This window comes from Kangiella sp. TOML190, assembly GCF_023706045.1.
In the GTDB taxonomy this organism is placed as follows: Bacteria; Pseudomonadota; Gammaproteobacteria; order Enterobacterales; family Kangiellaceae; genus Kangiella.
Genome location: NZ_BQYL01000001.1, coordinates 891,683 through 905,836 on the forward strand (window position 1 = coordinate 891,683; position 14,154 = coordinate 905,836).

At 43.9% G+C, this 14,154-nt stretch carries 15 protein-coding genes and 1 pseudogene; 7 read left to right on the forward strand and 9 right to left on the reverse strand.

Annotated elements, in window-relative coordinates:
• The gene (locus NFS34_RS04320) at positions 1 to 285 is read left to right on the forward strand and encodes a peptidylprolyl isomerase (RefSeq protein ID WP_251358661.1); all 285 of its coding nucleotides are present in this window, start codon (positions 1 to 3) and stop codon (positions 283 to 285) included.
• A 62-nt stretch (positions 286 to 347) separates the two neighbouring features.
• On the opposite strand, the gene rsmD is transcribed toward NFS34_RS04320, so the two are convergent.
• The gene (rsmD, locus tag NFS34_RS04325; protein ID WP_251358662.1) at positions 348 to 950 is read right to left on the reverse strand and encodes a 16S rRNA (guanine(966)-N(2))-methyltransferase RsmD; all 603 of its coding nucleotides are present in this window, start codon (positions 948 to 950) and stop codon (positions 348 to 350) included.
• Positions 951 to 1,115: 165 nt separating this feature from the next.
• On the opposite strand from rsmD, the gene ftsY reads away from it, so the two are divergent.
• From ftsY to ftsX, 3 genes and pseudogenes are all read left to right on the forward strand, one after another.
• Positions 1,116 to 2,474 carry a signal recognition particle-docking protein FtsY gene (ftsY, locus tag NFS34_RS04330; RefSeq protein WP_251358663.1) on the forward strand — a complete coding sequence of 453 codons (1,359 nt, stop codon included), beginning with the start codon at positions 1,116 to 1,118 and terminating at the stop codon, positions 2,472 to 2,474.
• 49 nt (positions 2,475 to 2,523) lie between these two features.
• Positions 2,524 to 3,203: pseudogene (gene ftsE / locus NFS34_RS11605) on the forward strand (cell division ATP-binding protein FtsE).
• A complete protein-coding gene (gene ftsX / locus NFS34_RS04345) occupies positions 3,203 to 4,171 on the forward strand; it encodes a permease-like cell division protein FtsX (protein ID WP_251358664.1) in 969 nt (322 codons plus the stop codon). The pseudogene ftsE and the gene ftsX overlap by 1 nt, the downstream one beginning before the upstream one ends.
• On the opposite strand, the gene NFS34_RS04350 is transcribed toward ftsX, so the two are convergent.
• The 5 genes from NFS34_RS04350 to NFS34_RS04370 form a co-directional block, all read right to left on the reverse strand.
• Positions 4,168 to 5,424, reverse strand: coding sequence for an RNA polymerase sigma factor (locus NFS34_RS04350; RefSeq protein ID WP_251358665.1), 1,257 nt, complete (start codon positions 5,422 to 5,424; stop codon positions 4,168 to 4,170). The genes ftsX and NFS34_RS04350 overlap by 4 nt on opposite strands.
• 1 nt (position 5,425) lies before the next feature.
• Positions 5,426 to 5,779, reverse strand: coding sequence for a YciI family protein (locus NFS34_RS04355; RefSeq protein WP_251358666.1), 354 nt, complete (start codon positions 5,777 to 5,779; stop codon positions 5,426 to 5,428).
• Positions 5,780 to 5,878: 99 nt separating this feature from the next.
• Positions 5,879 to 6,793, reverse strand: a complete 915-nt coding sequence (locus NFS34_RS04360; protein WP_251358667.1) for a branched-chain amino acid transaminase — start codon at positions 6,791 to 6,793, stop codon at positions 5,879 to 5,881.
• Positions 6,794 to 6,825: 32 nt separating this feature from the next.
• Entirely contained in the window at positions 6,826 to 7,125 is a 300-nt protein-coding gene (locus NFS34_RS04365) for a hypothetical protein (RefSeq protein ID WP_251358668.1), read from the reverse strand.
• 285 nt (positions 7,126 to 7,410) lie between these two features.
• Positions 7,411 to 7,773 carry a DUF1304 domain-containing protein gene (locus NFS34_RS04370; RefSeq protein ID WP_251358669.1) on the reverse strand — a complete coding sequence of 121 codons (363 nt, stop codon included), beginning with the start codon at positions 7,771 to 7,773 and terminating at the stop codon, positions 7,411 to 7,413.
• Positions 7,774 to 8,078: 305 nt separating this feature from the next.
• On the opposite strand from NFS34_RS04370, the gene rpoH reads away from it, so the two are divergent.
• The 3 genes from rpoH to NFS34_RS04385 all read left to right on the forward strand — a co-directional run bounded on the left by rpoH (position 8,079) and on the right by NFS34_RS04385 (position 10,078).
• Positions 8,079 to 8,927, forward strand: a complete 849-nt coding sequence (gene rpoH / locus NFS34_RS04375; protein ID WP_251358670.1) for an RNA polymerase sigma factor RpoH — start codon at positions 8,079 to 8,081, stop codon at positions 8,925 to 8,927.
• Positions 8,928 to 8,956: 29 nt separating this feature from the next.
• Entirely contained in the window at positions 8,957 to 9,157 is a 201-nt protein-coding gene (locus tag NFS34_RS04380; RefSeq protein ID WP_251358671.1) for a hypothetical protein, read from the forward strand.
• Positions 9,158 to 9,283: 126 nt separating this feature from the next.
• Positions 9,284 to 10,078, forward strand: a complete 795-nt coding sequence (locus tag NFS34_RS04385; protein ID WP_251358672.1) for an ABC transporter substrate-binding protein — start codon at positions 9,284 to 9,286, stop codon at positions 10,076 to 10,078.
• 69 nt (positions 10,079 to 10,147) lie between these two features.
• On the opposite strand, the gene NFS34_RS04390 is transcribed toward NFS34_RS04385, so the two are convergent.
• From NFS34_RS04390 to NFS34_RS04400, 3 genes are all read right to left on the reverse strand, one after another.
• Positions 10,148 to 10,891: an NAD(P)H-flavin reductase gene (locus tag NFS34_RS04390; RefSeq protein ID WP_251358673.1), complete on the reverse strand. Its 744-nt coding sequence runs from the start codon at positions 10,889 to 10,891 to the stop codon at positions 10,148 to 10,150.
• Entirely contained in the window at positions 10,892 to 12,373 is a 1,482-nt protein-coding gene (gene ubiD, locus NFS34_RS04395) for a 4-hydroxy-3-polyprenylbenzoate decarboxylase (protein WP_251358674.1), read from the reverse strand.
• A gap of 189 nt (positions 12,374 to 12,562) precedes the next feature.
• Positions 12,563 to 14,137, reverse strand: a complete 1,575-nt coding sequence (locus NFS34_RS04400; protein ID WP_251358675.1) for a hypothetical protein — start codon at positions 14,135 to 14,137, stop codon at positions 12,563 to 12,565.
• Positions 14,138 to 14,154: the final 17 nt, after the last annotated feature.

Consider the following 14,154-nt stretch of genomic DNA (forward strand, 5'->3'; position numbering starts at 1 on the left):
GTGAATAAAGCAGCTGCGTTACATATTTTAGTGAAAACCGAGTCCGAAGCAGAAGCGTTAAAAAAGTGTCTGGAAAAGGGTGAGGATTTTTTTAAGTTAGCCAAAAAGCATTCTACATGTCCGTCGAAACGACAAGGTGGCGACTTAGGTGAGTTTAAAAAAGGCGCTATGGTTAAACAATTTGACGATGCGGTTTTTGCTAAAGGTAGCGAAGATAAGCCATTAATTGGCCCTGTTAAAACCCGTTTTGGTTATCATTTAATTAAGGTTCTATATAAATCTTAATAGCTTGTCATTTACCGCAGGAACTTGATTTGGTTGCCAACGTAAGTGAGAAGGGCAATGTTTTAACTAACTTGGTACAACTTATATAACAACTGCCCTGCTTTTTTGTTTTTTAATAAATTCCAGTGTTCTGGAATTTCTAATGCTAAATCTTGCTCGGTTTCTAGGTAAACTAGAGTCTCAGCTTTTAACCATGTCGCTTCTGCCAAAAGATCTATGACTTGTTGTGCTATGCCCTGGTGAAACGGCGGATCGAGAAAGATAATGTCGAAACTGGTTTGATTGGTTTCGATAAATTTCAGCGCATCGCCAGTTACCAGCTGAGAATTTTTGGACTTCAGTAGTTCGAGATTATTGGCAAGCTGTCCGGCGGCTTTTGTGTTTAACTCGACAAATTGTACCCAGTCGGCGTTTCGAGAAAGCGCTTCGATACCCAGTGCGCCAGAGCCGGCAAACAGATCCAGCACCTTGGCGCCATGAATCTGCGCTTGCAGCCAATTAAAGAGGGTTTCACGCACTCGATCCAAGCTCGGACGCAAGCCTTCAACTTCGATAAAGTTAAGCTTTCGGCCTTTATGTTGGCCGCCAATCACCCGAAACACGCCTTTTTTGCTAGAAGTGCACGACTTTGTCCGGTTTTGATGGAGTTTCTGTCGATTGGCCATATTGAGAGTAAATAGTAATAATCCGTAGGTGCTATCGGCTGTTAAAGTCGCTTTAAAAGCTGACGAGCTTTGGCTGAAAATGATAGGATAGCGCCTTTAATATTTTTCACAAGTCGCGCTTTAGCCAAATCCTGCGCTAGCGCTTAAGTAGCATTAAGAGAATTCATGAGCGAAAAGAAAAAAGGCGGTTTGTTTGGCTTTTTCCGCAAAAAGGACACTGGCAGCGAATCGGCACCGCAAGAGGTGATCGAAAACGAACTACAGGAAGAGCTGGATGAACAGCTCGATGAGCAACTTGAAGAAGTGGTAACTGAGGTTGTCGAAGAAACTTTTGAGCCGGAGTCAGAGTTAGAGCTAGAACCGGAAGCAGAAAAACCGCAAGTAGCGGTCGTTGTTCAAGAGCACACTTTAGCAAGCTCCGAACAAGAAAGCTCTGTTAAAGAAAACACTGATAAAAATGACTCGAATCTAGAAATTACCGATCCTGAGCAAATATCGTTGTTAGAAGAAACTCCAAAGCTTGGAGATAAAGATACGATTAGTCCGCAAGAGTTGGCAACCCCAGAAAAAGTAGAACAACCGCAAGAAAAGCCTAAAAAAACAGGCTTTTTTGCCCGTTTAAAGTCGGGTTTAAGCAAAACCCGCAGTCAGTTAACCGGCGGTATTGCCGATCTGGTGTTAGGTTCCAAACAGATTGACGAAGACTTGCTTGAAGAGATTGAAACTCAGCTTTTGATGGCGGATGTGGGGGTTGCTGCTACTCGCAAAATTATTGACGATCTGACCGATAAAGCCGAACGAAAAGAACTAAAAAATCCAGAAGCTTTGATGGATCGTTTGCGTGAGCTTTTGTTTGAGATTGTTGCGCCCTGCTCCGCACCTTTAGAGATCACGCAGAAACCTTTTGTGATTTTAATGGTGGGTGTGAATGGTGTGGGTAAAACTACGACCATTGGTAAGCTGGCGAAAAAATTCCAGAATGAAGGCAAGTCGGTGATGCTGGCGGCGGGCGATACTTTCCGCGCGGCGGCGGTGGAACAACTAGAGGTTTGGGGCGAGCGCAATAATATTCACGTTACCGCGCAGCACACTGGCGCGGACTCGGCTTCGGTGGTGTTTGATGCTTTGCAGGCGGCGCAAGCGCGTAATATTGATGTTTTGATTGCCGATACTGCTGGTCGTTTGCATACTAAATCCAATTTAATGGATGAACTGACTAAGGTGGTGCGGGTGATGCAAAAGCTCGATCCAAGTGCGCCGCACGAAACCATGTTGGTGGTGGATGCTGGCACTGGGCAAAACGCTTTGAGCCAGGCTGAACATTTCAACAAGGCGGTAGCTTTATCGGGAATTTCTATTACTAAGCTTGACGGCACTGCCAAAGGCGGGGTAGTTTTTGCTTTAGCCGATAAGATGTCGATCCCGATTCGCTTTATTGGCGTGGGCGAAGGGATTGATGATTTACGACCTTTTGATAACGCTGATTTTATCGATGCGCTATTTAGTAAAGAGGCCGATAGCTAACAAAAGGCAAGCGCTACTTTCAATAGGCATTGGGGAATAATTATAATAAATGATTGAATTTCATCAGGTTTTTAAGCGTTATGAGGGCGGTCATGAGGCCCTAAAAGGCGTTAGCTTTGCGCTGGAGTCCGGTGAAATGGCTTTCTTGACTGGCCATTCTGGTGCTGGAAAAAGTACCCTATTAAAGTTGATTGCGCTGATGGAGCGCCCTACTCGCGGCCAAGTGATCCTTGACGGACAAAATATTGGCAAAGCCAAAGATCGGCATATTCCTTTTCATCGCCGCAAGATTGGCATGATTTTTCAAGATCACCGACTGCTTTACGACCGTACCGTGTTCGATAATGTTGCCCTACCCTTGGTTATCGCTGGCGTTTCGGAGCGGGATATTCCAAAACGAGTACGCGCTGCCTTGGATAAAGTCGGTTTACTAAAAAAGAAAAACAGCTGCCGATCCAGCTATCGGGCGGTGAGCAACAAAGAGTGGGTATCGCAAGGGCTGTAGTCAATAAACCGCCGCTATTATTGGCCGATGAGCCAACTGGTAATCTTGATCCTGAATTGTCATCGGAAATTATGCAGCTGTTCGAACAATTTAATCAGGTCGGCGTGAGCGTGTTAATTGCTTCGCACGATTTAGGTTTGATTGCGCGCTTAAAGCATCCTGTGATCACGCTAAAAGAAGGTCGCGCCATTCGTAATGATTTGTTTGAAGAGGTAGATGCTTAATGGCGGGCGCAGCAAAACACGCCAGAGCGCACAAAGTCGGTTTCTTTGACCGTTTGTTTATGGGGCTTAAATTGCACCGAAAAAATGCGCTTGAGAGTCTGCTGAATATTTTAAAACACCCGACCAATAGTTTGCTGACCATTATGGTTTTGGCGATTGCGCTGGCGCTACCGGGTATTTTTTATATTATGACCAATAATGCCAAGGCTTTGTCCGGCAACTGGGATACCAGTATGCAGATGGCCTTGTATTTAGAGGATTCCGCCAGCGAACAGCAAGCACAGCAGCTACTAGCAGAGCTTATCGCAAAGCCAGAAATTAAAAGTGCTAGCTTGCGCAATAAAGAACAAGTATTAGAAGAGTTTAAGCGCTATTCGGGCTTTGCCGAAGCGCTAGAATTGCTCGACGACAATCCAATGCCGATGGAAATTACTTTGCTACCCGATGAAACGCAACTTGATACTCAAGCGTTGGCGGCCTTAAAAACCGAATTGGAACAAGAATCATTGGTGGATTCGGCCAGCTTGGATATGGAGTGGGTTAATAAATACCAAGAGATCTTAAAAATCTCGGAAAAAATAGGTTCTTTTATCAGTTTGCTATTGGCGATAGGGGTTTTATTGATCGTCGGTAACACCATTCGCTTGGCAATTCTAAATCGGCGCGAAGAGATCCAGGTGATTAAGCTAGTCGGCGCGACTAATGCTTTTATTCGCCGCCCTTTTCTTTATACCGGGATCTGGTATGGTTTGATGGCAGGAATTATCGCCGCCTTGATGATCAGCATTTTAAGCAATCTAGTGGCAAACTCCGCCAGTCGTTTAGCTGAGTTGTATCAAAGTCAATATCAACTGCTGGGGTTAAGTCTTGAGCAAACCCTAATTCTAATCGCTCTGGGCGCCCTACTCGGCTTGATCGGCGCTTGGGTTTCGGTTCGCAAACACCTCAAAGAAATTCAACCCAGCTAGTTGTTAAGCAACTGTTCTATTTCTAATCGAAAGTGATCTTTCTGGTATTGGTTATCGCTGAGTTCAATGGCTTTTTCATAAGCTTGCTTAGCTGAGACTTTATCGCCGATTTGGTTGAGCACCTCAGCTTTAGCTGCATACAGCAAATGATAGTTTTTGAGCAGTTTATCTTGTTCAAGCTGCTGGATAATACTCAGAGCCTTTTCAGGTTGGCCACCTTTTAGCAAAGCCACCGCAGCATTTAATTTCACGATCGGACTTGTTTGGTATTGGTATAACTTTTCATATAGCCAGTAAATTTGTTGCCAATCAGTATCTTGGTAGCGCTTTGCCGCGGTATGCACTGCGCTGATGGCCGCTTGAATTTGGTATGGCCCCAAGGCTTTTAGGGCAACCGCCTGCTCTAAATATTGGTGGCCTTGTTTTATCGACTCTTGCGACCAGAGCTTACGATTTTGATCGGCTAGCTTAACGCTACGCCCAAACTTATCTAAACGGGTGCTAAATCGTGCCACGTTAAAATGCATCAATGATAAAAGCCCCAATAATTCGACACGCTGGGGTAACAGTCGATTAAGTAATTGGGCCAAGCGAATTGCCTCTAGAGATAAAGCGCTAGAGACTAACAATCGATCCCCTTTGGAGTAATAAGCTTCGTTAAAAATTAAATAAATAACGCTTAACGCTGCAGCTAATCTTGCTGCCATGTCTTTAGTTTCCGGTATGGCAAAAGGGATCTTGGCAACTTTAATTTTACGTTTAGCCCGAACCAGTCGTTGCGCCATGGTGCTGGTTGAAACCAAGAAGGCTTTAGCGATTTCTTCAGTGGCAAAACCACAAACCGTGTTTAGGGTTAGCGCCACTTGCGAATGTAAATCCAGAGCTGGGTGGCAGCAAGTAAAAATTAACTCAAGCCGATGATCCTCAAGGCCGTCAACAACAGACGGATCCTCAAGAATATCTTGAGCAAAGGTAATATAGTTATCAGCTTTTTGTAATTCTGATTGATTTTTTCTAATAAAATCAATGGCTTTTCTTTTAGCGCTGAGCATTAACCAGGCTTCAGCTTGTTTTGGGATCCCTTTTTCTGACCAAGCTTTAAGGGCGCTGATACTGGCTTCCTGTAGCGCATCTTCGGCCAGCTCGATTTGTCTGAATTGACGAATCAATTGGGCTAGCACTTTGCCATAGGATTGGCGCACTAGCCCTTCGATTTGTTGCGAAAGACTAGCGTTGGATGGGTCTTGAGCCACCTTAGCTTGGATATTGCATAATGGGCCTAACCTCAACACTGCCGTACTTGGCGGAAGGGATCTTGGCGGCGTATTGTAAAGCCTGATCCAGATTGTCACAGTCCAACAAATAGTAGCCGCCGAGTACTTCCTTTGTCTCAGCAAAAGGGCCATCAGTAATTAAGGATTCGCCATTTCTAACTCGAACGGTTGAGGCGGTGGCGACTGGCTCTAATGGCTCTCCTGCTAGAAATACTCCGTCGGCCTTAACTTCTTCGGTAAAAACGCCGTAGTCTTGAAGCAGCTGCATAAATTCTGGACTGCCTGCTGTTGGCTCGGCGGACTCGGCAGCATAGATCATCAATAAATATTGCATAATTAAATTCCTCTTTATGGTTAATTCTGACTATAAATGAGCAGAACTCATTAGCAAAGACGAAATTGCAATACTAAAATCGACAAGCTAATAGCAAGATTATAAATAATCCAGCCAGCCCCATTGATCTTCGGTTTCGCCGGAAAAGAGTCCAAAAAACGCTTGTTGTAATTGCTTGGTGATATTGCCAGCGCGACCAGAGCCAATGGTCAGCCCGTCTACTGAGCGGATCGGTACGATTTCAGTGGCGGTTCCGGTAAAGAATAATTCGTCGGCTAGATACAGGCTTTCACGACTGATATCGGCTTCTTGAACCGTTAAATCCATCGTTTGTGCTAGCTTAAAAACGCTGTCACGGGTTAATCCGGTTAAGATGGCCGCTGTGCTTGGTGGGGTGATAAGTTTGTTGTCCTTAACCATAAAAATATTTTGCCCCGAGCCTTCCGAGACAAAACCGCGAGCGTCTAAAGCGATGGCTTCTTGATAGCCGTGGCGTTGGTATTCTTCCACGATAAGCTGCGAAGAAAGGTAGTTGCCGCCGGCTTTAGCGGCGCTGGGTAAGGTGTTAGGAGCAACTCGATTCCAAGACGATACGGCGGTGTCCACGCCCTGCTCTATTGAGTCTTCGCCAAGGTAAGCGCCCCACTCAAAAGCCGCAATGGAAACTTCTAACGGACACTGTTTGGGACTAACGCCAATCGAGCCGTAACCAAAAAAAGCAAAAGGACGAATATAGGCATTGGTTAACTGGTTGGCGCTAAGCAGCTCTTTGCAGGCTCGGACTATTTGTTGCTGGCTGTAATCGAGCGGCATGCGATAAATTTTGGCAGAGTCAAATAGCCGTTTTATATGATCCTGCAAGCGGAAAATGGCAATGCCTGTTGCAGTTTGGTAGCTGCGAATGCCTTCGAAAATTGATGAGCCGTAATGGATGGCATGAGAAAGTACGTGGGTTTGCGCTTGATCCCAAGGCACAAGCTTGCCATTAAACCAGATGGTTTCTGTTGGTTGCATAAATTGCCCTTTTTGTTATTTAGTAGAGGTTTTTAATTAGTTAAACAGCTTCTTAGCGGACTTTGGTATTGAGAGATCTCAATAATGTCCGATTCCTGTTGCAACAATCGGACAAATTCATCGTTGCGCTTGGATTCTTGTTTAGGATTATCGAGTCCTAACACCAGATGTGATAACTCCTTTCCCTGATCCAGTTCAATTTGGTGGTGCTGGATAGTAACGCCAGCGTTATTGGCCAACTGCTGGATCTTAGCCAAGGTTAAATCGATAGAATTAACCGTATTTTTGACTATCAGTTTCCAGCTGTTGTTTGAGTGGTTTGGCTTGGACATAGTCCCTCCTTCGCGCTTATAACCTAAATCCTACTGCTCTGTGTTACTCATGTTGTGCTCGTAAAAAACTAGCTACCATAAAAAAGCCCCCGAACTTTTCAGTGCGAGGGCTTCAATTTGCTTTTCTCTAGCGCATCAGCCCTCTCGCGGTAATAAAATCACCACGCGTAATAAGGCAAATAGCTTGCTACTAACAAGTTTGATATTCAGGGCTGCTACCCGATTAGCGGCTAAAGTTTTCATAGTTCGAAGGTAACACATTCGTTTTCATGGCTGCAATCGCTTTTAAGCCTTTTTTTGCAAAAAACATAAAACCAAACCAAGTAAAGCGGGCAATGCTTGGGTAAATAGGATACTTGGTTTAGCCGTTATAGCGCCAAAAATACCTGCAACCACAACACAACCCAAGAAAAACAGCTTAATGTCGCGTCGCCCAGAAATTAATCCCCAAATTAATCCCGCTGCTAAAAAGCCGTTATACAAACCCTGATTGGCAGCCAAGGTGGCTGAGGCTGAGGCTACTTCGGGACTCATACTAAAGATTTTATGGCCAACTGGATGATCCCAATAGAACATCTCCAACACCATAATGGCAATATGTTCGATGGCGACCAAGCCAGTGATAATATTTGCTAGCGTTTTTAGCATGACTAAAATCCTATCTTCTAGTTAATGATAAGCATGAAAGTTATCGCGCTTGGGACTAGTGGCACTACGCAGCCTAGTTGGTATGTCCTTGCATGCTGACATACCTAATAGAAATCCAAAAGAATCAAGCGTTTAGCAATCATAGATTTTTACTATATAGCCAATAGGGATAAATATGAAACTTTTGCCGTGAAATATGCTCTTATAGACATGTGTTTAGCACTCTCTATCACGGAGTGCTAAAAAATTAGCACTCTAGATTAAAGAGTGCTAATATAGAGTGTAAGTATTAATAGGAGGAAAGCATGAGCAACACTTCAATGTCTATGGCGTTAGCCGTACCTACAGGCAGCATCGAGGGTTATATCTCGTCTGTCAATGCGATTCCTGTCCTATCTGTAGAAGAAGAACAGGCATTAGCTCATAGCTTCAGAGATGAAGAAAATTTAGATGCTGCGCGTCAGTTAGTAATGGCTCACTTACGCTTTGTGGCTCATATAGCAAGAAGTTATAATGGTTATGGTTTGCCGCAAGCGGATCTTATCCAAGAAGGTAATATTGGCTTGATGAAGGCTGTTAAGCGCTTCGACCCGACCATGGGTGTGCGTTTAGTGTCTTTCGCGGTGCATTGGATCAAAGCGGAAATTCACGAGTACGTTTTGAAAAACTGGCGCATCGTTAAAGTGGCGACCACGAAAGCGCAACGCAAACTGTTTTTTAACTTACGCTCGAAGAAAAAGTCCTTAAGTTGGCTGAATTCGGCAGAAGTTAAAGCGATTGCCGAAGATTTGAACGTATCGCCAGAAGAGGTGGTGCGGATGGAAGGGCGTTTGAATGCGCACGATGCGGCATTTGATGCGCCGGCGATTGATGATGATAGCCAGGCTTATGCCCCAGTGCATTATCTTGAGTCGAAAAGCCTCGATCCTGCGGTGGAAGTTGAGCAAAACGATTGGCAAGATCAGCGTGAAGCGCGTTTGATGTCGGCGATGAAGGCGCTTGATGAGCGTAGCCAAGACATTTTACAGCAACGTTGGCTTTCTGATCAAAAGGCTACTTTGCACGATTTAGCTGGAAAATATGGGGTTTCGGCGGAGCGTATTCGTCAATTGGAAAAAAACGCCATGAACAAAATCAAAAACGCCATTGCTTAATGGCGTTTTTTCGTAACAGCTGACAAAAAATGGCAATTACCATCACCAGCCTACTGCTGTTTTTTGTCTTAGTAGGCTTTCTCTACATACTTCCTATCTTATTGATTTTATTGTCTAAAAAGACGGTGGCTAGCGAAAAACTTGGCTGGATCTTAGCCATCTGGTTTATTTCTTGGTTTGCTTGGATCTTTTATCTGATCTTTGCCCCTATTCAGGACAGACAAGTCTAACTACTTGATAAAACGCGTTTTTCCTAATTTCTGTCGGGATTTTATACAAAATTAGTTGATCTGGATCACAAGTTCGTCAATACTTGTGCGGTATTTGTTATTTATCGTTCAATTAGGGGAAATCAAATGCGACTCTCGAAGTACTGGATGCTATTGGCATCATTAGTGCTGGTTGCTTGTGGCGATGAAAATGGAAGCTCTGACACCCAAAGTTCCAAAGCACAACCCAAAACTGACTGCACCATAAGTTATGGTTGGGAATCTCGTAAACCGTATCAGTTCTACGAAAATAAGAAGATGCGAGGCATCGATGTTGAAATCCTTGAGCAAGCCGCTGGTAAAGCGGGTTGCCAATTGAATTTTGTTGAAAAATCTTGGGCTGATCTGCTTGAAGCAGTGGAGAAGGGCACGGTTGACGTCTTAGCCGGCGCAACACCAACCGAAGATAGAAAGCAGTTTGCGGATTTCTCAGTGCCTTATCGTGAAGAGGCTTTTGCCCTTTTTATCGCTAACAGCAACAGCTTTAGCGGCGATGATTTGGCACAGTTTGTGAGTTTTGGTAATAAAATTGGCGTTTCTTCCGGCTATTTTTACGGTGGCGATGTTGAGATCTTAATGCAGCACCCGCAGTACAAAAGTATGTTTGTGGGCAGCACTACCAATGAAGCCAGTTTTTACAATGTCGAATATGGCCGCGTGCATGGCGTCTTAGTGGATCCAATCGAAGGGCGCTACATTATGAAGCGCAGAGGCTTCGAATCTAAAATGAAGGAGTCGAAGATTAAGATTCCAGCAGATAGCGTAGCCTATATGTTTAGTAAGAAAAGCAAGAAATTAGAGAAGCTTAATGAAATTAAAATGGGGGTCGAGCAGCTAGTGGCTGCACAAACACCGCAAAAGGTGATAGCAAAATACCAATAAAAAATACTAATAACAACGATTTAACAATAAGAGCCTTCGGGCTCTTTTTTTACCTTACGGTTTTATTAATTAATCTAACTGACCAAAGTCACGCTTGATGTGCAGTATGTCGGAATGGATATTGGCCTTGTCAACGCCGCGATCCAATAAGTCTTGATAAACCGACATGACCATCGGCTCAGAGCCTGCCACATAAATATCCATTTCGCTTAAATCGTCATAGTCGAGCATAAAAGCATGGTGAACAAAGCCTTTACGACCTTGCCATTTCGGATCAATTCCCGACAGAACTGGCACAAATGTTAGGTTTTCGACGGAATTAGCCCATTTTTCGGGTTCCTCTAATAAATACAGATCCTCTCCGGTTTGGGCGCCCCAATAGAGAATAAGAGGGCGTTTATCACCATTCATTAAGGCGGTTTTTACAATCGAATGAAAGGGCGCAAAACCAGTGCCGCCAGCGATAAACACTGCGGGGCGCTGTGCATCGGTGAGTAGACAACAGCCAAAAGGCATTTGCAGTCGGACTTTGTTGCGGTGTTTCAAATGGCTAATGATTTTATCGGCTTCGTCATGACCGGGTAGGCGGCGGATATGCAGCTCAAGCACATCTTGCAACGGCGAGCTAGCAATGGAAAAAGGGCACAAATGGCCATCGGCCAGCTCTAACAGCAAATATTGACCCGCTGAGTAGGGTGGCAATTGATCGATGGGATCCAGCTGTACCCAGTAGACATCGCTACTGACTTTTCGTACCAAACGGACTTCAAATTCATATAACTTTTCAATATCTTTTTCAATAGAATCAGTCATTTAGCTATCTTCCTTGGGCATAATAGCCAATGAATCCCAAAGAGAATCAACCTTAGCTTTAACTGCCGGATCCATCTTAATCGGCTCGCCCCATTCGCGCTCGGTTTCTCCTGCCCATTTGTTGGTGGCATCGATCCCCATCTTCGAGCCTAAGCCCGAAACTGGCGACGCAAAATCGAGATAATCGATCGGCGTATTGTCGATTAAGGTGGTATCGCGGTTTGGATCCACTCTGGTGGTCAGCGCCCAGATCACATCGTTCCAATCGCGAGTATTAACGTCATCATCCACCACAATCACAAACTTGGTGTACATAAATTGTCGTAAGAAAGACCAAACGCCCATCATCACGCGTTTGGCATGTCCCGGATATTGTTTCTTCATCGAAACTATCGCTAAACGATACGAACAGCCTTCAGTTGGTAGGTAAAAGTCGCTAATTTCTGGGAACTGCTTTTGCAAAATTGGCACGAAAACCTCGTTCAAAGCTTCCCCTAAAATCGCTGGCTCATCGGGCGGACGGCCGGTATAAGTCGAATGATAAATAGGATTTTCGCGCATGGTTATACGCTCGATGGTAAATACTGGAAAGCGTTCAACCTCATTGTAATAACCGGTGTGATCGCCGTAAGGCCCTTCATCAGCCATCTCGTTTGGATCAATAAAACCCTCTAAAACAATTTCAGCAGAAGCCGGCACTTGCAGATCATTACCAAGGGACGTTACAACCTCAGTTTTCTCGCCGCGCAATAAACCCGCAAAGGCATATTCGCTTAAAGTATCGGGAACGGGCGTCACCGCACCTAAAATGGTGGCAGGATCGGCACCAAAAGCAACCGAAACAGAGAAGGGCTCATTAGGATTGGCTTCGTACCAATCTTTAAAATCCAGTGCACCGCCACGATGGGCTAACCAGCGCATAATTAGCTTATTTTTGCCAATCACCTGCTGGCGATAAATGCCTAAATTTTGCCGCGATTGGTTCGGGCCTTTGGTCACGGTCAAACCCCAAGTCATTAAGGGCGCGGCATCGCCTGGCCAACAGGTTTGCACGGGTATCTTCGCCAAATCAACCTCATCACCTTCAAACACGATTTTTTGGCATGGTGCTTTTTTGACCTTTTTCGGCGCCATATTGAGCACTTGCTTAAATACCGGCAATTGCTCCCAAGCATCACGCAGACCTTCCGGCGGTTTGGGTTCCTTTAAGAAAGCCAATAACTCACCTAAATCGCGTAAGCCCGATAAATCTTCTTTGCCCATCGCCAAAGCCACGCGGCGAGTAGTACCAAATAAATTACCTAAAACAGGGATCGAATGGCCTTTTACATTCTCGAATAAAATCGCAGGACCGCCAGCGCGCAAAGTGCGATCGCAAATTTCCGTCATTTCTAAATTCGGATCCACTTCCACTGAAACACGTTTTAGCTCACCCATAGATTCGAGCTTGGAAATAAAATCGCGTAGGTCTTTGTATTGCATAGGGGTTTTGGTTTTTGGTGTTGAGAGTATTCTAGCAGATAGTGCAAAGGTTGATCATGCTTTTCGCTTTTCAGCGATTGTTTAGGTTATTGTCATCCCCGCAAAAGCGGGGAGCCATGCTTTGATTAGATCGTAGGTTGGGCAGAGCTTGCGAACCCCAACGTTAAGTTAAGTGGTTAGTGTTGGGGTTTATTCTTCACCCCAACCTACTTGCTGCATAATTGTATCTAAGACCGCTTGGGGGTAGTTCGAGTAATTCTTAATGGTAAGGGGTACTTGGGTAAGAGTTGGAGTTTGTATATTTCTTAATTCGCCATTAAGGGTTACGGTTTTAGAATAGGGGATTTTTAATTCTGCTAATGAGTAATCTATATCATCTAAATAAAAACTATGGGTTTCTGCAGAAACTTTTGTAGAAATTTCCCCAGTTTTGTTTAGGTATAATAATACTCTTGCACGAGCATAAGTAGCATCTTGAGCTGGGGCTATGCCGTAAAGTTTAGCACCAGCAAACTGCATCATACGCCAGACAAAGTCATCACAAGAAGATACACACATCCAGTCTGAAATGATGGATATTTTATCTGCAACATAAGCATTTGGATTAGGTTTAATTAAGGACAAGTGACAGCCGTTTTTGCCGCGACAAAAATCTCCTCGAATTGGGAAAAACTCACCTTGATAACCCTTTACTTGTTGAAACCATTTTTCTCCATCTGCATTTCCCCAGAATAAGTTTATCCTAATGTCTTGATCATGGATTTCTTTAGTATTGCGATACATTACGGGTAAATCTTGAAAATTATTGGGCATAAAAGCCGCTAAAAACTTAGTGTTTTCATTGCCACCAAAGTTGTGGGACATATCAAAAATCAAATGATTAGGTTTATGCAAGTGAAGCTGTTCTAGCAGCCCATTAATATCTTTGCAAAAGTCTCCCTCTTGTTTTTGGCAATAAATATCCGACTCAGTCTTATCTTGGTAGTTGAAATTACGCAAACGAAGAACTGCAGTATCTTGTTTTTTATAAAGACAAGCGTTTTGGCCTTTAAAAACTAACTCAAATCCTGTGTATCCTTGATGAGATTCGCAATAGTTATCGGTAAAAGGATCTGGATCGGCTGTAGGTTCTGCATTGAATTGCGCTATAACAGTTTGTACATTACCATCGGCTGTTAGCGTTCTGAATTTGCTAATCTCTTCGCCATTAGGTTTGATAGCGCCAGCCTGTAGGTAAACGCTAAACATATCGATACATCCAGCTTCATTGTTATGGCGACAACGGTAGTTACTAAACTTTTGAAAAGCATCAAGAATAGGGGTTTTGTTTAGATAAGTGATTTCTGATTTATCAGATTCCAAATAAAATCTCTTTGCCGGATATTCAAATAAAACTTTATCATTGAGCCAATCATTTTTTGAGGTGTTTTCTGGCTCAAAAGCCAAAAATTTTGTGCGGGTATGCAAATTAACTAAACCTTGGGAGAAATGATAGAATCTTCTTGAGAGTTGGTCCCAGTTTGAGGCCTCTTCAAATAATTTTCTATAGTGCTGTTTAAATTGATCCCACTTTACCTCTTTTGCATGGTTACGAGTTTCTATAATTTCTGCATCCAAGCGCTCAATTTCGTAGATCATCTTCTCAAAGAATTCAATTTTTTGTTTATTGGTAAGAAATGGCGGTGGTTCGGTAGGAGTTTTATCTCTTTCCGCAGAAATAGATAAAGTTATAGTGAGAAAAAAGATGGTGACTATAAATTTCAAGATTCGCTCCTTATTGG

Coding starts and splice junctions, on each gene's coding strand:
- NFS34_RS04390 (WP_251358673.1), bottom strand. CDS start 10,891: ATGACTGATTCTATTGAAAAAGATATTGAAAAGTTATATGAATTTGAA.
- ftsY (WP_251358663.1), top strand. CDS start 1,116: ATGAGCGAAAAGAAAAAAGGCGGTTTGTTTGGCTTTTTCCGCAAAAAG.
- rsmD (WP_251358662.1), bottom strand. CDS start 950: ATGGCCAATCGACAGAAACTCCATCAAAACCGGACAAAGTCGTGCACT.
- NFS34_RS04370 (WP_251358669.1), bottom strand. CDS start 7,773: ATGCTAAAAACGCTAGCAAATATTATCACTGGCTTGGTCGCCATCGAA.
- ftsX (WP_251358664.1), top strand. CDS start 3,203: ATGGCGGGCGCAGCAAAACACGCCAGAGCGCACAAAGTCGGTTTCTTT.
- NFS34_RS04385 (WP_251358672.1), top strand. CDS start 9,284: ATGCGACTCTCGAAGTACTGGATGCTATTGGCATCATTAGTGCTGGTT.
- ubiD (WP_251358674.1), bottom strand. CDS start 12,373: ATGCAATACAAAGACCTACGCGATTTTATTTCCAAGCTCGAATCTATG.
- NFS34_RS04365 (WP_251358668.1), bottom strand. CDS start 7,125: ATGTCCAAGCCAAACCACTCAAACAACAGCTGGAAACTGATAGTCAAA.
- NFS34_RS04380 (WP_251358671.1), top strand. CDS start 8,957: ATGGCAATTACCATCACCAGCCTACTGCTGTTTTTTGTCTTAGTAGGC.
- rpoH (WP_251358670.1), top strand. CDS start 8,079: ATGAGCAACACTTCAATGTCTATGGCGTTAGCCGTACCTACAGGCAGC.
- NFS34_RS04355 (WP_251358666.1), bottom strand. CDS start 5,779: ATGCAATATTTATTGATGATCTATGCTGCCGAGTCCGCCGAGCCAACA.
- NFS34_RS04360 (WP_251358667.1), bottom strand. CDS start 6,793: ATGCAACCAACAGAAACCATCTGGTTTAATGGCAAGCTTGTGCCTTGG.